This is a genomic window from Burkholderia sp. BCC1998 (assembly GCF_905339875.1).
Classification (GTDB): domain Bacteria; phylum Pseudomonadota; class Gammaproteobacteria; order Burkholderiales; family Burkholderiaceae; genus Burkholderia.
Genome location: NZ_CAJPHE010000016.1, coordinates 182,135 through 200,300, shown reverse-complemented (window position 1 = coordinate 200,300; position 18,166 = coordinate 182,135). Strand labels below are relative to the sequence as shown.

The window sequence follows — 18,166 nt, the reverse complement described above, 5'->3', positions numbered from 1 at the left end:
AACATCTGCGTGATGCTGCCGATGGTCGACGATGTCGACGAGGTTCGCCGTACGAAGGCGATCATCGAGCGCATCGCTGCGGAGCTGACCGAAGCGGGGGTGCCGTTTGCAGTTCCAAAGCTCGGCATCATGATCGAGACGCCGGCTGCGGTTCTCACTGCCGATTTGTTGGCGCAGGAAGTCGAGTTCTTCTCGATCGGTACCAACGACCTTACGCAATACATCATGGCCGTCGATCGCATGAATCCCAGCCTCGCCTCGCTCTACAGGACTGAGCACCCGGCTGTCATTCAGGCGATCAGAATGGTATGCGACGCTGCGAAGCGGGCGAACATCAGTGTCGGCGTGTGCGGTGAGGCTGCGTCCCGGCCAAACATGATTCCTGTGTTCGTGAACCTGGGGGTCGACGAGCTCAGTATGAGTCCCAACTCGATACTACGCGCAAAGAAACTCGTGACGGAAATCTGATTTCCGGTTCGGAGAACGATAGGAGCGTGGCATCGACGGTCCACAAGGTTCGTATTTGCCACTGCTTCACACGTTCGGCTGGATCTACGGGGTGCCGGACGACCAGACTCGCTCGGCAGGTGTCCAGTCTGGTCGAGTTGTTTCTCTCTCCCCCAGCTGCTTCCCGGTCGACGCGGCGCAATTCGAGGAGGCGATTTTGCCGGATGGAACTGCCGGCCAGTCTTCTCGAGCGCGCGCAGGCTTCACACTGGAGAGACGTTCGAGCTCTCCCCAAAATTGTCTGGCTTTCCTCCGCGGTTCGTCCAGTCACGCGTCTGCATCAAAAACCGGAATGAGCCGAGAAGTAAAACGTTCGGGTGCACCTGCCTGCAGCGAAGCTTTGTCGGGGCTTGCTTGACCGTGCATATGCGTGCATCGGATCACGCCGAGCTCACACACCGGATCTCTCGCGATCGATAAATTTTTACGATCAGCGCAAATCGCGAATCGCAATTGGACCTCTTCAATTTGGAGGTGGACGATCGTTTCACTTGCCGTGCACAAAAGACGTCTTGAAGCGAAAATCGTGAGACAAATGTAGCGAAATAAGCCGACAAATACTAGTCGCCGCTGCATTGCCATCCTCGATGGATCTTACCGCAGCCGCTTCTGACGTGCCGGGCGATCCCTGCAACGAATCTCGCAAGAAATTGTATGCGTGACCAGTCGACAGGCAAGCGTGCTTGCACGAGCGAACGAAAATTTTCAGGTGTTTTCGTGCGACGAAGATTCACATAACGACGGAGGTGGGACGGAGATGGAGATGAACATGCAAGAGATTCGCATAAGTGAATCTGCTCCCAAAAAGTTGTCGGGAAATATGGGGCCGATCGGCCTGGCACTGATGGTGCTCGCATTCTCGGCACCTTTGACCACCGTGTCCGGTTACATTCCGTTCGCGTTGATGTTCGGAGGGGTAAGCAGCCCCTTCCTGTTTGTCGTTGTGACGATCGTTCTTCTGTTCTTTTCCGTCGGTTACGTAACGCTCAACAACATCGTCAAGCGCCCGGGCGACTTCTATGCGTTCGTGAGTTTCGGCATCGGGAAGTCGACGGGTCTCGGGTCGGGCATCCTCGCGGCAGTATCGTACTTTTTGCTACTGGCCGGGGTCACGTCGTTTTTCGGCGTGTCCTGCTCCGATCTTCTTCATGAAACGACTGGCGCCACGCTCCCGTGGTATGTCCCCACGATCGCGTGCTGGATGGCCTGCGGGATCCTTAGTTATCTGCATGTCGAGTTGTCGGCGAAGGTCCTGACGTGGATCATGCTGCTCGAGATCGCGGTGTGTCTTGTCTTTTCGTTCTTCGTGCTGGCGAAGGGGGGGGCGGCGGATCTCTCGGCGACCGCGCCGTTTGCGCCAAGCCAATTGTCGAAGAGCGCGAGTGTGCCGTTCTCGGTGCTGTTCATCGTCGGCTTCTTCATGGGATTCGAGGCGACTGCGCTGTTCCGGGACGAAGTCCGGATGCCTGACCGGACGATTCCGGTAGCCACTTATGGTGCGGTGATCTTCATCGGCGTTGTCTACACGATTTGTGCGTACGCACTGATCATGGCCTATGGGTCGCATGTCCAGGACATCGCTACCAAGACACCTGCCGCAATGTTTCCCGACGCATTCTCGAAATTCGTCAGCGGTCGTCTCCATGTCGTGATCTCGCTGCTGGTACTGACGTCGGCATTCGCATCGGCGCTGTCCACCCAGAACGTCTTGGCGCGCTACATGCATAACCTCGGCACCGACGGCGCGCTGCCGCGATTCCTCGGCAAGGTTCATCCGAGGCATGAGTCGCCCTATCTCGCGTCGATCACGGTTTCAGTGATGGTGCTTTGCGTGCTGATCCCCTTCATTGTGATGGGGGCCAAGCCTGATCTGCTCTACGGGCAACTCTCCGGAGTAGGTACGTCGGGGATCGTCGTTCTGATGGCCATCGTCAGCATCTCGTCGTTGGTGTGGTACGGCCGGAGCGGCAGGCACCAGGGTGTCAGCTTTTTCAAGTCGGCGGTCGCACCCGCGATTTCCTCTGTGTTCTTCATCGCGCTCGTCGTGCTGATTGCCCAACACTTCGATGTTCTGGCTGGCGGCGATCCGGGGCAGTACGTGTGGATGTTCTACTGCCTCATCGGGGTGCTGCTCGTGGGCATCGCACTGGCTCAATATTTCAAGTATCTGCGCCCGGAGACCTTCGAAAGACTTGGTCGCAGCCACAAGGACTAAATCGTTGAACGACCAGGGCGGAGATGTTCCGCCTCATCCTGGGTCGTTTCTCCTTTGATCCCGAGCAATTTTCGGGATCTTTTTTATTTTCCGGCTCGTCGTTCTCGGTGCGTCGGGCTGTCTGTAACAGCCGATGCAGAAACGTCACAACGGGCTCCTCCACATCCGTTCACCCACAAGACGTCCGATTTATCGGACGAATCCCAAACCATGGTCGTTGAGACTACAAGCGAAAACAATAAGCGGGCTGCAACACGCGCATCGTTCTTTCTCGCCGGAATCAGCGTGGCGACGTGGGCGCCGCTGGTGCCTTACGCAAAGGCGCGGCTCGACGTCGACGAAGCGAAATTCGGCTTCCTGCTGCTCTTCCTGGGTATCGGCGCCGTTGGCTGCATGCCGCTCTGTCAGCGCGCCGTCGACCGCTTTGGCTGTCGCAAGGTCATCGGTGCGGGTGCGACGATGATCTGCGTGTCGCTTCCACTGCTGGCGACGCTGTCCGGTATGCCGGCGATGGCAGTCACGCTGTTGATCTTCGGCGCCGGGCTGGGATTCGTCGATGTCGCGATGAACATCCAGGCTACGCTCATCGAAAGGCAAAGCGGGGAGCAACTGATGTCCGGTTTCCACGGCCTGTTCAGCGTCGGCGGAATCGCGGGCTCGCTAGTCGGCGGATCGCTGTTGTCGGCCGGCGCGAATCCGCTCGGCGTAGCGGGTGCGATGGTAGCCGTCATCGCCGTGCTCATGTTTCGCTACGCGCGATACCTGGAGTCGGCAGGGCCCGGCGAGCGCACGGCCGCGGTGTTGATCCTGCCGCAGGGGATCGTGGTCTTGATGGGCGCCATTGCGATCGGGTGCTTTCTCGTCGAAGGCGCGATGCTCGACTGGAGCGCCCTGTTCCTGACATCCGTGAAGTCTTATGCGCAGGATCGCGCAGGCTTCGGCTATACCGCATTCGCGATGACTATGGCGACCGGTCGGCTCTTCGGCGACATGTTGATTACCCGATTCGGCGCGCGCGCGGTGATCGTGGCGGGTGGGATTCTCGGCGCGATCGGGATGTCCATCGCGATCGCGGCGCCCTCGGGTACGGGCGCGATCGTCGGGTTTGCCGTGTGCGGGGCCGGGTGCGCGAACATCGTCCCCATCCTGTTCGCCGCTGCCGGCAGGCAAACTGCAATGGACCCGTCCGCCGCCATCTCGTCGATCACGACATTGGGCTATGGCGGCAATCTGGTCGGGCCGGCAATTGTCGGCTTCTTTGCGCATGCGATCGGCTTGCATCTTGCCTTTGCGTTGCTCGCCGGGTTACTTCTGCTCGCAGCGTTCGGTGGCCGAAAAATCGACTCGTGACCTGCACGCACTGCGGATGTGTCGAGGCACGGGGAATCTTGCCTTTGCGTTGCATCGGACGTTCAGTGCACATCACCGATCGATTACAAATTTCGATCAGTAATCATTTTTGTTCTTCATTGGATTGAATCGGTCGCGGTTGATGTAATGCGCTGACGTCTTTCACCGTGAGCGAATGCCATGACCGATCTCTCATCCGGCGATTTCTCGGTCGCCGACATCGAAGCAGCCTATGTACGTATCCTACCGTTCGTCGTGCGAACGCCTTTGCTCGAGAGCGAGGTGCTCAACCGGGCGGCAGGAGCCCGTGTGCTCGTCAAGGCGGAAAGCCTTCAGAAGACGGGTTCCTTCAAGTTCCGGGGCGCCTGCAATCGCGTGCTGCAAATTCCGGCTGCACTGCGGCCGCGAGGCGTCGTCGCTTTCTCGTCTGGAAATCATGCGCTGGCGATCTCGGCGGTTTGCGCGCGATTCGGCATGCCGGCTACCATCATCATGCCGTCGGATGCACCCAAGGCAAAAATCGAAGGTGCGCGGGCCTATGGTGCAACCGTCCGTCTGTATGACCGACAAACGGATGACCGGGAAGCAATCGGACGGGACATTGCCGAGCGCACCGGTGCAGTGACCGTTCCCCCCTACGACGATCGCCAGGTGATGGCCGGCCAAGGCACCGTCGGTCTCGAGATTGTGCAGCAAACGCAGGCCATCTCCGTGGCACCGGATGTCGTTCTTGCGGCCGCCAGCGGCGGCGGCCTTGTCGCCGGGGTCGCGACGGCGATCAACGCGTACTGCAGGCAAGCGCGCCTCTACGCTGTCGAGCCGAAGGGGTTCGACGATCACGCACGATCGCTTGCGAAGGGGGAGCAGGTCGCCAATGCCGCGGGCGCCAGATCCATCTGCGATTCCCTGCAGGTCGCCTCTCCCGGCAAGCTAACGTTTCCCATCAACAAGAGACTGCTGGCCGGGAGTCTCGTCGTCGACGATGACGAGGTGCGCCGGGCGATGCGCGCGGCGTTCGAGACACTGAAACTCGTCGTGGAACCCGGTGGTGCAGTGCCGCTCGCGGCGGTCCTTGCCGGGAAACTCGACGTCGCAGGAAAAACCGTCGTGCTGGTGCTGAGCGGCGGTAACGTGGACCACGATGTATTCGTCAGCGCATTGGCTTGACCATCCGGCGTTCATCCATCCAGAGCGCATTCCTGCCAGGAGGCAATTGCCATGCTTCAACCAGACAGCAAACAGTATCAACGCGTCGCGCGCACGATTGACGGATTCATGACGCTCGACTACACGGGCGTCGGGCTCATCGGAAACATCTACGAGGCGCTGCAGAAGCGGCAGCCCGGCTTTGCATGCATGGGCGCGGCCGAACGAATCGTCGAGGCGGTGCGGCGACAAGGCGGGCCGGTGCTTATCGCCACGGGATTCCCCGAGGGCGGCGGTGCTCCCGAAACCGATGGTCCGGTGGGCGCCGCGTTGATGGCGCGCGCATTCTTCCTGGGCCTTGGGGTGCCGACCGTCATCGTGATCGACGAGGACTGGGAGGAGATGATGGTGCAGACCTGCCGCGGCGCAGGGCTGGCGCCGATGCCGTTCCCGGACGACGGTGTGGTGAAAGGGATCGAGTACCTGCGGCCCGTCTACATCCGGACCGTCCCCAAGGACAAGGAAGGCAGTCATCGCGTTTCGGACGATCTGCTCGAGCGTACCCGGCCCAGCGTGATGATTTCGATCGAGCGCCCCGGTTGCAATGCGCTGGGGCTCTATCACGGCCTTGGCGGCCGCCCGCTCGACGGACTCGTCGCCGACCTCGATTACCTGTTTTATCAGGGCAAGGAGCGCGGCGTTCTGCATATCGGCGTGGGCGACGGGGGTAACGAACTCGGCATGGGTGTGATTGCGGCAGATCTGCCCGCATTTTCGCCGAAGGCTGCGTCGACCGGCGTTGCGGGTCGGGGAGGCGTTGCGGCGGTCAACGCGGCGGATCACCTCGTCGTCGCGAACGTGTCGAACTGGGGCGCAACGGGAATCATCGCGGCGCTTTCGGCGTTGCTGGAGAACCCTTTCGTATTTCATGACCCAGAACTCGAGATTCGTTGCATCGAATGCTGCGTCAATTCGGGCGGTGTGGATGGCATGTTCATGGCGCCCGAACCCGCCGTGGACGGCATCAGCGCGGTCGAATGGGAAGGGTTGCTTCGGACGCTGCGCGCGAGCGTCCGACGCACGCTGGGCGACTCGATTAACTGGCAGGGGGAACGCGGCGACTGGAGGCAGTTGAAATGACGGAACAGACCACGATCGATGCGCGTCTCGCCGAACTGGGCCTCGAACTGCCGCCGGCGAGCGTGCCGCGCGGCAGTTATCTGCCTGCGGTGCGGTCCGGAAACTACCTTCAGATAGCGGGCCAGGGGCCACGTCTGGGCGGTGAACTTCTATATGCAGGCAAGGTTGGCACCGACCTCAGCGTGGAAGACGGGCAGCGCGCAGCTCAGCTCTGTGCACTGAATATCCTGAGCCACATCGGACGAATGCTGGAGGGCGATTTTTCGCGCGTCGTTCGCATCATTCGCGTGGCTGGCGTCGTGCAGTGCAACGCCGATTTTATTGAACACGCGAAGGTGCTGAATGGTGCTTCGGACCTGCTCTTTGCCGTTCTCGGTGAAGCGGGGCGGCACGCTCGTATCGCGACCGGTGCCAATTCCTTGCCGTCCGGCATGGCCGTGGAAGTAGAGGCGACCGTAGAAATATCCTGACGCCCGCACGTGCGGATTGCCAAGCGTACGCCGATCAAGATCGGTACGAAATCTGAAGGGAGAGACGTGAGCATGCAATACGATTCAGCAGCCGGGCCGGTCCGTGACGGCGCGCATTCTGAGGGTACGTACCGGTCGGTCGCCTTTCGGATCATGCCGTTCCTGATGTTGTGCTACGTCACGGCATATCTCGATCGCATCAACATCGGCTTCGCGAAGCTGCGGATGCTGTCGGATCTCGGGCTGACGGACGCGGCGTACGGGCTGGGGGCCGGCCTGTTCTTCATCGGCTATTTCATGTTCGAGGTGCCGAGCAATGTGCTGATGGCGAAGATCGGTGCGAAAAGGACCATCTCGCGAATCATGATTCTCTGGGCGCTGATTTCGGCGGCCTTTGCGTTTGTTTCGACGCCAGCCCAGTTCTATGTGCTTCGCTTCCTGCTAGGGGTGGCCGAGGCCGGCTTTTATCCCGGCATCATTCTGTACCTCACATACTGGTTTCCGTCCGCGCGCCGCGCGAAGATGGTGGCGCTCTTTGTCGGGGCGGTGCCCTTGTCCGGCATGATCGGGGCGCCGGTATCCGGTGCGATCATGTCGGCGCTCGAGGGCGCGCATGGATTGGCGGGATGGCAATGGCTTTTCGTCATCGAGGCGATACCGTCGTTTGTGCTCGGGCTACTGACGCTCGTATTCCTCGACGACGGCCCGGCGTCCGCTCGCTGGTTGCCGGATCGAGACAGACGCTTGATCGAGCGCGAGCTGGAAGCGGATCGTCGAGCGATAGACGGACAGGGCGCCGGGATGAACCTGCGGCAGACGATGACGAACCGAAAGGTCTGGCACATGATGCTCATCTGCTTCTGCTCGGCGATTTGTTCGTACGGCGTTTCGTTCTGGTTGCCGACGCTGGTCGCGCAGCTTGCGCCAGGCGACGTCCTGCGTATCGGGCTCTACACGTCGTTGCCGTTCAGTGCGGCGTTCGTCGGGATGTATCTGATCGGTCGAAGCTCCGATAAACTTCGCGAACGCCGCTGGCATCTCGTCGTGCCGTTTTTGTGCGTGATTGCGGGGCTCGTCGCCAGTGTATTCACGCGGGGCGCGCCGGCCATTGCATTGGCGGCGTTGTGTGTCGCAGCCCTGGGTGCATACAGTACGACGTCGATGCTGTTTTCGATTCCGGGACTGTTCCTGACCGGGATCGGCATGGCTGCCGGTGTCGCCTTCATCAACTGTGTCGGCGGGTTGGGCGGGTTCGTCAGCCCCTATGTCGTAGGCGTCGTCAAGGACATGACCGGGAGCACCGATTACGGCGTTTTCTTCATTTCGTTGATGGCCGCAATCGGCGTGGTGCTGACGCTGAGCCTTCCGAAGCAGCTCGTCAATCGCTGAGGTCGATGGCCGCTGACACCTGTTGCGTCTGAACGATTGCGGGTTGGCAATTTTCTTCATGTTCGACGTGAACAGAGCAGATGATCAATCTGAAAAGTCTGGAAACCTTCTACTGGGTCGCAACGCTCAACAGCTTTCATAAGGCGGCGACCAAGCTGCATACGACGCAATCCGCGGTGTCGCACCGGATTTCCGGCCTGGAGGACGATCTGGGCGTGCTGCTGTTCGAGCGCTCGGCTCGCACCATCCGGTTGACACCCCGTGGCCGAACGCTGCTGGAATACGCGGAGCGGTTCCTGGCGCTCGAGTCCGAACTGATTTCGGCGATTGCGAGCCCTCAGACGCTGTCCGGCGTGGTTCGTCTGGGTGTCGCAGAAACGATCGTTCATATGTGGCTCACCGAGTTCATCGAGCGTGTGCATCGCGAACATCCGGGTATCGTCATCGACATCGTGGTCGACATCACTCCGGCGCTTCGCGATGCGCTCAAGTCCGGTGAGATCGACATGGCGTTTTTGCTAGCTGGGCCGGTGGTGGATCCCGATTTCGTCGAAGTGCCGCTGTGCAGATATCCAGTCGACTTCCTCGTGTCCCCTGATCTCGATGTCGGCGACAAACCATTGACGCCGGAGACCCTGGCGCGTTTCCCGATCATCACACTGCCGAAGCGGACTCATCCGTACATCACGCTGAGGGACGCCATTGCGACGCGGGACAAGCCTTCCCCGCGCATCTTCGCGAACTGGTCCCTGTCGACGATCGTGAAGATGGCGGTCGACAGGATCGGCATCGCCGTGATGCCAGGCGCAGTCGCGCGGCACGAAATCCAGGCAGGCGCACTCGTCGTCAAGGAATCAACATTCACGCTGGATGATTTCGTATTCAGCGCGGCATACGCCCGCGGGCTCGACGTACGTATCTACGAAATCCTGACGGGGTTGGCTCTCGACGCGGCCGCGTCGACGCACGGGTAGACACGTGTTTTAACGTTCGCCAGCCGCAGCGATTAACGGGGTTGCATCAGCGCAAACGCCGTCGCCTGACGAAGTTCGGAAATTTTTATCATCCTTTGGGTGGACGAGGGACGCGCGCGTCATTTCTAGAATGAAATCAATAGCCGGCACACGCGATATGACCATCCGGCTTGACGCGATTCGTACGTTGCGAGCTCTTCGATGAGGTTTTAGTGAAGTGCCGCATGGCGATCATTTCGACCGACAAATTGGCTGTTGACCACCAGCTTTCGCAAGAGAGCCGGACAGGAGGGCGCAAATGACCGATGCGAGCGAGAAGAGGGTGGCCTTGACGAGCGCGGCGGGGCGCTACGACGCTTCGGAAAAGAAGAAGTCACAGGCTAAAACGGCGCGCATCCCGATTAAGATCGTCCCGATCGAGCCGCTTCGCAAGCCGCAGTGGATCCGTGCCAAAGTCGCGACGCCGAACACGCGCTTTTTCGAAATCAAGACGATCCTGCGCGAGCACAACCTGCACACCGTGTGCGAGGAAGCGAGCTGCCCGAACATCGGCGAATGCTTCGGCAAGGGCACCGCGACGTTCATGATCATGGGCGACAAGTGCACGCGCCGCTGCCCGTTCTGCGACGTCGGCCACGGCCGTCCCGATCCGCTCGACACCGACGAGCCGAAGAACCTCGCGCGCACGATCGCCGCGCTGAAGCTCAAGTACGTGGTGATCACGAGCGTCGACCGCGACGACCTGCGCGACGGCGGCGCCGCCCACTTCGTCGAATGCATCCGCGAAACGCGCGCGCAGTCGCCGGACACGCGCATCGAGATCCTGACGCCGGACTTCCGCGGCCGTCTCGACCGCGCGATCTCGATCCTGAACGCCGCGCCACCCGACGTGATGAACCACAACCTCGAAACGGTGCCGCGTCTATACAAGGAAGCGCGCCCGGGTTCGGACTATGCGCACTCGCTGAAGCTCTTGAAGGACTTCAAGGCGCAGCATCCGGACGTCACGACGAAGTCGGGCTTGATGGTCGGCCTCGGCGAGACCGAAGAGGAAATCCTGCAGGTGATGCGCGACCTGCGCGCGCACGACGTCGACATGCTGACGATCGGCCAGTACCTGCAGCCGTCGGAGCACCACCTGCCGGTGCGTGCGTACGTGCATCCGGATACGTTCAAGATGTACGAGGAAGAGGCGTACAAGATGGGCTTCACGCACGCGGCCGTCGGCGCGATGGTGCGTTCGAGCTATCACGCGGATCTGCAGGCGCATGAGGCAGGCATTGCGTGAGGGGGGCGAGCCCGATGAGCGTGATAAAGCGCGCTTATCGAAAAACATCGCCAACGGCAATTGGACCTGATCAATTTGGCGGCGGACGATGACCCGCACGACGAACCGAACCGGACACACGAACGATCGAGGCACGATGCAGCGCAAGTTCGACAATGCTGGTGAAATGTTGAAGGGGTAAGGAGATGGAGGTGGAGATGGAGATGAAACTGAATATGGACGACGTTCAAATAGAAACGTCTCCGCAGAAGAAGCTGTCGGGCAGCATGGGGGCCGTCGGTCTGGCGCTTACCGTGCTGGCGTTCTCGGCCCCGTTGACGACCGTATCGGGATACATCCCGTTCGCGCTGATGTTCGGCGGAGTCGGCAGCCCCGTGATCTTCATACTGACGACGCTCGTATTACTGCTGTTTTCCGTCGGCTATGTGACGCTCAACAATATCGTGAAGCGCCCCGGTGACTTCTATGCGTTCATCAGCTATGGCATCGGAAAGTCGACGGGACTCGGTTCCGGCATTCTCGCCGCGGTCTCGTACTTCCTGCTCCTCGCCGGTGTCACGTCGTTCTTCGGCGTGTCGTGCTCCGATCTCGTGCACGACATGACCGGCGCTTCGATTCCGTGGTACTGGCCGACGCTCGCTTGCTGGTTAGTGGTTTCGATGCTGGGATACCTTCATGTGGAACTGTCCGCGAAGGTGCTGACGTGGGTAATGATTCTCGAGATCGTCGTTTGTCTGGCGTTTTCATTCGGTGTGCTGTCGAAAGGTGGTGTGCCAGGTGTTTCCGCGTCCGCTCCATTCATGCCGAGCCAACTGGCGAACAGTACCAACGTGCCGTTCTGCATGTTGTTCACCGTGTCGTTCTTCATGGGATTCGAGGCCACCGCGTTGTTTCGCGACGAAGTGAAGATGCCGGACCAGACGATTCCGCGTGCGACATATGGTGCAGTCATCTTTATCGGCGTGATCTACACACTGTGTGCCTACGCGATGATCATGGCTTACGGGCCGCAGGTTCAGGCGATCGCGGCCAAGACGCCCGCGGCGATGTTCCCTGACGCCTTCGCGAAATTCGTGAGCCCTAGCCTGCACCTGATCGTTTCGATGCTGGTGATGACTTCCGCATTTGCGGCGAGCCTGTCCACGCAGAACGTGCTTTCGCGCTATATGCACAACCTTGGCACGGACGGTGCGCTTCCCCGCTTCCTCGGGAAGGTGCATGCGAAGCACGAGTCTCCGTATCTGGCTTCGATTACCGTCTCGGTCATGGTTCTGTGCGTGCTGATGCCGTTCATCCTGATGGGCGCTAAACCGGATCTGCTGTACGGGCAACTCTCCGGTGTCGGGACCTCGGGCATCATCATCCTGATGACCATCGTCAACATCTCGTCGCTGGTCTGGTACGTTCGTCGGGGCCGGCACCAGGGCGTGAGCTTCGCCAAGTCGTTTCTGGCGCCGGCGATTTCATCGGTATTCTTTATCGCGCTGGTTTATCTCGTCGCAGCACACTTCGACGTGCTCGCGGGTGGCGACCCGGGGCAGTATGTGTGGATGTTCTACTGCCTGATCGGTGTGCAGGTTGCGGGCATGGCACTTGCCCAATACTTCAAGCACCGGCGCCCCGAAGTCTTCGAATGCCTGGGACGCAGCCAGAACGGTTGACGATCACGACAAGTCAGGACTCGTCGAGTCCTGGCTTTTTTTTGGTTCATCGCAGGAAACCGTGGAGGGTTTGAGAGCGATTGCGTAACCTGACGCCTGACTTTAAGGACGTCAGGAGAGGCAATTGCTCGATCGCAAGGCACTTCAGGCACTGGGCTGCTGGACAGGTTACCGGCTGGAGCGTGTGGAATGGCCGGAAGGCGAAGGCCGTACGCTGTCGCTGTATTTAAAGCCGGTCAGCAAGATCATGTACTGCGAGCAATGTGGGGCACGCTGCCAGCAGATCCACGAGACGACGGTTCGTCGGGTGCGTGACTTGCCGCTATTCGAATACCGGGTGGTGTTGCATGTGCCTCGTCGCCGGGTCTGGTGCGAACGCTGCGGCGGCCCGCGACTGGAGAAGCTGGCGTGGTTGGGCCGTTACCAGCGAGTGACGGAGCGCTTCGCCAAGGCTTGCGAGAAACTGCTGCAAGCGGCCAGCGTACAGGCGGTGGCGGCCTTCTACGATCTGGGCTGGCACACGGTCAAATCGATCGACAAGATGCGCCTGCGGGCGCGCGTGAGCGAGCCCGATTGGTCAACGATCCGCTATCTGGCGATGGACGAGTTCGCGCTGCATAAAGGTCATCGCTACGCCACGGTGGTGGTCGACCCGATCAGCCGGCAAGTACTCTGGATCGGACCGGGACGCTCGCGTGAGACGGCCCGGGCCTTCTTCGAACAGCTTCCCGAAGGCGCAGCCAAGCGTATCGAAGCGGTCGCGATCGACATGACCACGGCCTATGAACTCGAAATCAGGGAACAGTGTCCGCAGGCGGAAATCGTCTTCGACCTGTACCACGTCGTGGCCAAGTACGGCCGCGAAGTGATCGATCGGGTGCGGGTCGATCAGGCCAATCAACTCCGACATGACAAGCCAGCCCGCAAGGTTCTGAAGTCCAGCCGCTGGCTGTTGCTGCGCAACCGCCACAACCTCAAGCCGGATCAGGCCGTGCACCTGAAGGAATTGCTGGCGGCCAATCAGGCGCTGTTAAGCGTCTACGTGTTACGCGACGAGCTCAAGCGGCTCTGGTTCTACCGAAAGCCGGCCTGGGCGCAAAAGGCTTGGGAACAATGGTTCGAGCAGGCTCAGCAAAGTGGGATCGCGGCCCTGCAAAAGTTCGCCGAGCGTCTGCAGGGCTACTGGCACGGCATCGTGACTCGCTGCCGCCATCCGCTCAATACCAGCATCGTTGAAGGCATCAACAACACCATCAAGGTCATCAAGCGTCGAGCTTACGGGTACCGCGACGACGAATACTTCTTCCTTAAGATTCGCGCCGCGTTCCCCGGTAATCCTCGATGAACCTTTTTTTTGCGCTTGTGCAAAGCGAGCGCAGTGCGTTGCCTACCGCCCTTCGTAACGAGCGGCGACGTTTTGGGCGAGCGTGGCCACGATCGAACTCAGCGGCATGTCGACGCGGCGAACGAAACTGGCGGTGAACGGCATCACCGGCATCTCGTGGCCGGTATCGATGCGGCGTAGCCGGCCGGTCGCAAGATGCTCCGCGACGACGTGATGCGGGATCGCCGCGATGCCAATGCCGTCGAGCGTCATCCGGACGATCGACGACAGCGACGAGTTGCCGAAGATCCTCACGTGATGCAGATGTGACCGATCGAACATCTCCTTCAGCTGCATATACGGACGCGTCGATCGGGAAAACGTGATGACCGGATGCCGCGCGAGATCGTTCAGCGTGAGGTTCCCCGCGTCGCATTCGAAATCCGACGAGACTATCCAGCTGATCGGATAGCTGCACAACGGCAGATTTTCTGCGTTGCTCGCGTTGACGGGGCCCATCAGCAGCGCGACGTCGATCGTGCCGTCGGAGAGGCCCGCGGTGAGGTTCGGCGTGGCGTCGACATTGACCTCGAGGGTGATCTCCGGGTACTCGACGCTGAGTCGCTTGAGCAGCGCGGACAACCATGTATGCACGATCGTGTCCGACGCGCCGAGCTGGACCGTCCCGCTCAGGGCCGTGCGGCCTGCGACAGCCTCCACCATCTCCGCGCTCAGCGAGATCATTTGTTCGGCGTAGACGAGCAACTGCCTGCCCTTGATGGTCAGGAAGCAACCCCGTTTGTCTCGCTCGAACAGGCGCCCCTTCAGCTGCTGTTCGAGTTGCGCGATGCGCGCGGATACAGCCGGCTGTGTCGTGTGCAACCTTTCCGCGGCACGGTGAAATCCTCCCAGCTGGGCGACGGCGTAAAAGGTCTCCAGATTTCGAAGATCGATCATGTGACGAACTCCACCCGCGTGGGGAAAAGCGATTCGATCGCAGTTGCCCGGCGCTCGATTGCCGGTCAGATAAAGCGACGCATTTCCCCATTGCGGGGAAGGTCCGATCGATCATAACGACGAAGGTTTGAGCACTCAACACCGAACGCGTGAAACCGGCGCTAGCGCGCCCGCGGCACATTCTTTCTCCACCTTTAGGTGGACGAACCTCATTAGGCGTCTAACTAGAATTTCAACAACGCTGAACGAACGGTGCGTTCGTGAAGGTTGAAGCGAGCGGTCGATGATTGATTGCGAGTGCGTGGTTTGCGCGTCAACGTGCATCGAGGATCGAGATTCCGACCCGTGCTCACGCACTGATAAGCATCGTTGATCGCGCGATATCGCCAATCACGATTGGACCGGGCGAAATTGTCCGGTGACGATTGAAATGGCATGTCGGCACTGCTGTCACGATATTCGTCGGGCGATCGGAATTGGCAAGAAAGCTGAGGGTGCCGCGTCGAAGCGCGCTGCCACGCACACCATTTGAATAAAGGAGATTGGAATGTCCGCCTTGAAGTTTCCCAGTGAGCGGCTCGTGGACGCTTATCGCGCCATGCGAACGATTCGCCGCTTCGAGGAGCGGGTGATGGACGAGATGTCGACCGGCGACATTCCGGGCAATACCCATCTTTGCGCGGGGCAGGAGGCCAGCGCCGTCGGCGTGTGTCTGCATCTCACGGATAAGGACTACATTTCGTCGACGCACCGTGGGCACGGTCACAGCATCGCCAAGGGGTGCGATATCGGCGCAATGATGGCCGAGCTGTTCGGTCGCGCGACTGGAACGTGCGGCGGCAAAGGTGGCTCGCAGCACATCGCGGACCTGCGCAAGGGGATGCTGGGCGCGAACGGCATCGTGGCCGGCGGTGCACCGATCACGTGCGGCGCCGCGCTCACGGCAAAGTTGCTCGGTACCGGTGGCGTGGCCGTCGCGTTCGCGGGTGACGGTGCGATGAACGAAGGAGTGATGTCGGAGAGCTTCAATCTCGCGAAGATCTGGATGCTTCCGATCGTCTTCGTGATCGAGGATAACGGCTTCGGCGAGGCAACGGCGAATTCGTTCGTCTCGGCTGGCAGCTTCACGCGGCGCGCGCAGAGCTACGACATTCCGGCCGCCGAAGTGGACGGTACCGACCTTTTTGCGGTCTACCAGGCCGCAGGCGAGGCGATCGATCGTGCACGCAATGGCGGTGGCCCAAGCCTTCTTCAAATCCACGTACCGCGCTACTACGGTCACTACAGCGGCGACCCCGACAACTACCGCACCCCCGAAGAAAAGAAGGCCATGCGCCAGGAGCGCGATTGCCTGGCCAACTTCCGCCGGCAAGTGCAGGAAGGGTCGCAAGTAGCCAGTGGTGAGTTGGACGCGATCGACGGGCAGATCGAGGTCGAAATCGACGCCGCCGTGAGTGCTGCGCGAGCCGCACCGTTCCCGCCGCTTTCGGCACTGACCGCCGACGTTTACGTGAAGTATCTGTAAGGACCCACTGCAATGGCTAAGAAATCGTTCCGTCAAGCGCTGAATGACGCGCTGCACTCGGAGATGGCGCGCGATCCGCGCGTGATCATGATGGGTGAAGATTTGACTGGCGGCGCCGGCGCCAACGGTGTCAAGGATGCGTGGGGCGGTGCATTCGGTGTGACGCGCGGGCTGCTCGAGGCATACGGCCCCGAGCGCATTCGCGATACGCCGATCAGCGAGGCCGCATTCGTTGGCGCAGCTGCCGGCGCGGCCCTCACGGGTTTGCGCCCGATCGCCGAGCTGATGTTCGTCGACTTCGCGGGCGTATGTCTCGACCAGATCATGAATCAGATCGCGAAGTTTCGGTACATGTTCGGCGGCCGCGCCAAGACGCCGCTCGTGATCCGCGCGACGTACGGGGCAGGCACACGCTCTGCCGCGCAGCACACGCAGGCGTTCTATCCGATCTTCACGCACATTCCCGGTCTCAAGGTCGTGATCCCGTCGAATCCGTACGACGCGAAAGGCCTGCTGCTCCAGGCGATCCGAGACGACGACCCGGTGATCTTCCTCGAAAACAAGATGCTGTACGACACGAGGGGCGAAGTACCCGACGGGGCCTACACGATTCCATTCGGCGAAGCACGCGTGGTGCGGGACGGGAAAGACGTGCTGATCGTTGCGCTCGGCCGCATGGTCGGCGTGGCCGAGACGGCTGCTCGCCTTCTCGCGGCAGACGGGGTGTCGGCATGCATCATCGATCCGCGCACGACATCGCCGCTCGACGAGGACACGCTGCTCGAATACACGGAGGACATCGGACGGGTCGTGATCGTCGACGAGGCGAATCCGCGCTGCAGCGTGGCGACGGATATCTCCGCGCTGCTGGCCGACAAGTGCTTCGACTCGCTGAAGGGGCCGATCCGGCTCGTGACGGCGCCGCACACGCCGGTGCCGTATGCACCGAACCTGGAAGACGCGTACGTGCCGTCGCCGGAAGCGGTCGTGAATGCCGTCAAGTCGATTCTGAAGGGGTAATCAATCATGTCGTTCATTGAAGCCGTCACCATCCCCAAGTGGGGGATGACGATGACCGAAGGCACCGTGCTCGAATGGCACGCGAAGGAGGGGGACAAGGTCGAGCGCGGCCAGGAACTCCTCGAGGTCGAATCCACGAAGGTCAACAACGCTGTGGAAGCGACTGTGTCCGGGATCCTGCGGCGCATCGTGATCAACGAAGGTGAAATCGCGCCGGTCGGTGCGCTGATCGGCGTCATCGCCGACGAGGCCGCGACCGAGGAGGAAATCGACGCGCTCGTCGCAAGCTACGCGCATCGTTTGAATGCGGGCGACGGTGAGGCGGGCGGTGTCGTCGCACCGAAGGCGATTGCCGTCTCCGGGGGCAGCGTGAACGTGCTGGAGCTCGGCCCCGAAAGCAATGAGGCTGTGCTGCTCATTCACGGCTTCGGCGGCGATCTGTCGACCTGGCTGTTCAACCAGGGCACGCTCGCCGAGCAGTTCCGGACGATTGCGGTCGATCTTCCCGGGCACGGCGCATCGACGCCGATTACCGGCGGCGACGTGATCAGAAAGATCACCGAAGCTGTCGAGGACGCCGCGGACGCCGTGACGTCCGGGAAACTCCACCTGGTCGGTCACTCGTTCGGTGGTGCGATCGCCGCCGCGTTCGCGGCCAGCAAACCGGCGCGTGTCGCGTCGGTGACGCTCATCGCGCCGATCGGCCTCGGCAAGGAAATCAACCGGTCGTTCGTGACTGAATTCGTTGCTGCAGAGCGCCGTCGTCCGCTTCAGGTTGCACTAGAAAAGCTGTTTGCCGATCCGTCGAAGATCACGAGCGAAATGGTCGAGGGCACGCTCCAGTTCAAGCGTCTGGAAGGTGTCCAGGAGGCTCTGTCGGCCATCGCCGACACCATCGCCGATGAGAACGGACAGGTTCAGGCGATCGGCGCGACGCTGGCGGGACTTGCCTGTCCCGTGATGCTGCTCTGGGGCGAGCGTGACGGGATCATTCCGGTTCCGCAGGCCGACAGCTTGCCGTCCACGGTGCAGCTGCGCGTGATTCCGGGCGTCGGCCACATGCCGCAAATGGAGGCGGCGTCGGTCGTGAACGATGCGGTGCTGGACAACATCAATCGCGCCCGATAACCGCGCCTGCCGAGCGGCGGGATGCCAATTCGGCGGCGTGGTGCGGTTATCCGCGCAGTGATCTTAAGGAGA

15 protein-coding genes are annotated in these 18,166 nt (G+C 60.9%); 14 read left to right on the top strand and 1 reads right to left on the bottom strand.

The annotated features are described in order from the left end of the window. From U5A56_RS25565 to U5A56_RS25515, 11 genes are all read left to right on the top strand, one after another. Nucleotides 1-468, top strand: a 468-nt coding sequence (locus U5A56_RS25565; protein ID WP_321925198.1) for a putative PEP-binding protein, incomplete at its 5' end; no start/stop codon positions are given. Between the two features lie 802 nt (nucleotides 469-1,270). Then, nucleotides 1,271-2,722, top strand: coding sequence for an APC family permease (locus tag U5A56_RS25560; RefSeq protein WP_321812534.1), 1,452 nt, complete (start codon nucleotides 1,271-1,273; stop codon nucleotides 2,720-2,722). 210 nt (nucleotides 2,723-2,932) lie between these two features. After that, nucleotides 2,933-4,072: an MFS transporter gene (locus U5A56_RS25555; RefSeq protein WP_321925196.1), complete on the top strand. Its 1,140-nt coding sequence runs from the start codon at nucleotides 2,933-2,935 to the stop codon at nucleotides 4,070-4,072. A 180-nt stretch (nucleotides 4,073-4,252) separates the two neighbouring features. Continuing rightward, nucleotides 4,253-5,239: a threonine/serine dehydratase gene (locus tag U5A56_RS25550; RefSeq protein ID WP_321925194.1), complete on the top strand. Its 987-nt coding sequence runs from the start codon at nucleotides 4,253-4,255 to the stop codon at nucleotides 5,237-5,239. 51 nt (nucleotides 5,240-5,290) lie between these two features. Continuing rightward, entirely contained in the window at nucleotides 5,291-6,358 is a 1,068-nt protein-coding gene (locus U5A56_RS25545) for a DUF4392 domain-containing protein (protein ID WP_321925193.1), read from the top strand. After that, nucleotides 6,355-6,828 carry a RidA family protein gene (locus U5A56_RS25540; protein WP_321925191.1) on the top strand — a complete coding sequence of 158 codons (474 nt, stop codon included), beginning with the start codon at nucleotides 6,355-6,357 and terminating at the stop codon, nucleotides 6,826-6,828. The genes U5A56_RS25545 and U5A56_RS25540 overlap by 4 nt, the downstream gene beginning before the upstream one ends. Before the next feature lie 72 nt (nucleotides 6,829-6,900). After that, on the top strand, nucleotides 6,901-8,217 hold the full coding sequence (locus U5A56_RS25535; protein ID WP_321925189.1) for an MFS transporter: 1,317 nt from the start codon (nucleotides 6,901-6,903) through the stop codon (nucleotides 8,215-8,217). Between the two features lie 80 nt (nucleotides 8,218-8,297). After that, complete coding sequence (locus U5A56_RS25530; RefSeq protein WP_321925187.1) at nucleotides 8,298-9,191, top strand: LysR family transcriptional regulator; 894 nt, start codon at nucleotides 8,298-8,300, stop codon at nucleotides 9,189-9,191. 298 nt (nucleotides 9,192-9,489) lie between these two features. After that, the gene (gene lipA / locus U5A56_RS25525) at nucleotides 9,490-10,479 is read left to right on the top strand and encodes a lipoyl synthase (RefSeq protein ID WP_321925185.1); all 990 of its coding nucleotides are present in this window, start codon (nucleotides 9,490-9,492) and stop codon (nucleotides 10,477-10,479) included. 203 nt (nucleotides 10,480-10,682) lie between these two features. Continuing rightward, a complete protein-coding gene (locus tag U5A56_RS25520; protein ID WP_321811807.1) occupies nucleotides 10,683-12,140 on the top strand; it encodes an APC family permease in 1,458 nt (485 codons plus the stop codon). A gap of 124 nt (nucleotides 12,141-12,264) precedes the next feature. Continuing rightward, nucleotides 12,265-13,485 carry an ISL3 family transposase gene (locus tag U5A56_RS25515; RefSeq protein WP_321925184.1) on the top strand — a complete coding sequence of 407 codons (1,221 nt, stop codon included), beginning with the start codon at nucleotides 12,265-12,267 and terminating at the stop codon, nucleotides 13,483-13,485. Between the two features lie 42 nt (nucleotides 13,486-13,527). Here U5A56_RS25515 and U5A56_RS25510 read toward each other — a convergent pair whose 3' ends face one another. Next, a complete protein-coding gene (locus tag U5A56_RS25510) occupies nucleotides 13,528-14,421 on the bottom strand; it encodes a LysR family transcriptional regulator (protein WP_321811808.1) in 894 nt (297 codons plus the stop codon). A gap of 547 nt (nucleotides 14,422-14,968) precedes the next feature. Here U5A56_RS25510 and U5A56_RS25505 point away from each other — a divergent pair. The 3 genes from U5A56_RS25505 to U5A56_RS25495 are packed head-to-tail and all read left to right on the top strand — an operon-like array spanning nucleotide 14,969 to nucleotide 18,094. Continuing rightward, nucleotides 14,969-15,946, top strand: coding sequence for a thiamine pyrophosphate-dependent dehydrogenase E1 component subunit alpha (locus tag U5A56_RS25505; protein ID WP_321925181.1), 978 nt, complete (start codon nucleotides 14,969-14,971; stop codon nucleotides 15,944-15,946). Nucleotides 15,947-15,958: 12 nt separating this feature from the next. Continuing rightward, on the top strand, nucleotides 15,959-16,966 hold the full coding sequence (locus tag U5A56_RS25500) for an alpha-ketoacid dehydrogenase subunit beta (RefSeq protein WP_321925179.1): 1,008 nt from the start codon (nucleotides 15,959-15,961) through the stop codon (nucleotides 16,964-16,966). A 6-nt stretch (nucleotides 16,967-16,972) separates the two neighbouring features. Continuing rightward, the gene (locus U5A56_RS25495) at nucleotides 16,973-18,094 is read left to right on the top strand and encodes an acetoin dehydrogenase dihydrolipoyllysine-residue acetyltransferase subunit (protein WP_321925178.1); all 1,122 of its coding nucleotides are present in this window, start codon (nucleotides 16,973-16,975) and stop codon (nucleotides 18,092-18,094) included. Nucleotides 18,095-18,166: the final 72 nt, after the last annotated feature.

Coding starts and splice junctions, on each gene's coding strand:
- U5A56_RS25505 (WP_321925181.1), top strand. CDS start 14,969: ATGTCCGCCTTGAAGTTTCCCAGTGAGCGGCTCGTGGACGCTTATCGC.
- U5A56_RS25555 (WP_321925196.1), top strand. CDS start 2,933: ATGGTCGTTGAGACTACAAGCGAAAACAATAAGCGGGCTGCAACACGC.
- U5A56_RS25520 (WP_321811807.1), top strand. CDS start 10,683: ATGAAACTGAATATGGACGACGTTCAAATAGAAACGTCTCCGCAGAAG.
- U5A56_RS25540 (WP_321925191.1), top strand. CDS start 6,355: ATGACGGAACAGACCACGATCGATGCGCGTCTCGCCGAACTGGGCCTC.
- U5A56_RS25550 (WP_321925194.1), top strand. CDS start 4,253: ATGACCGATCTCTCATCCGGCGATTTCTCGGTCGCCGACATCGAAGCA.
- U5A56_RS25545 (WP_321925193.1), top strand. CDS start 5,291: ATGCTTCAACCAGACAGCAAACAGTATCAACGCGTCGCGCGCACGATT.
- lipA (WP_321925185.1), top strand. CDS start 9,490: ATGACCGATGCGAGCGAGAAGAGGGTGGCCTTGACGAGCGCGGCGGGG.
- U5A56_RS25500 (WP_321925179.1), top strand. CDS start 15,959: ATGGCTAAGAAATCGTTCCGTCAAGCGCTGAATGACGCGCTGCACTCG.
- U5A56_RS25530 (WP_321925187.1), top strand. CDS start 8,298: ATGATCAATCTGAAAAGTCTGGAAACCTTCTACTGGGTCGCAACGCTC.
- U5A56_RS25510 (WP_321811808.1), bottom strand. CDS start 14,421: ATGATCGATCTTCGAAATCTGGAGACCTTTTACGCCGTCGCCCAGCTG.
- U5A56_RS25535 (WP_321925189.1), top strand. CDS start 6,901: ATGCAATACGATTCAGCAGCCGGGCCGGTCCGTGACGGCGCGCATTCT.
- U5A56_RS25495 (WP_321925178.1), top strand. CDS start 16,973: ATGTCGTTCATTGAAGCCGTCACCATCCCCAAGTGGGGGATGACGATG.
- U5A56_RS25560 (WP_321812534.1), top strand. CDS start 1,271: ATGAACATGCAAGAGATTCGCATAAGTGAATCTGCTCCCAAAAAGTTG.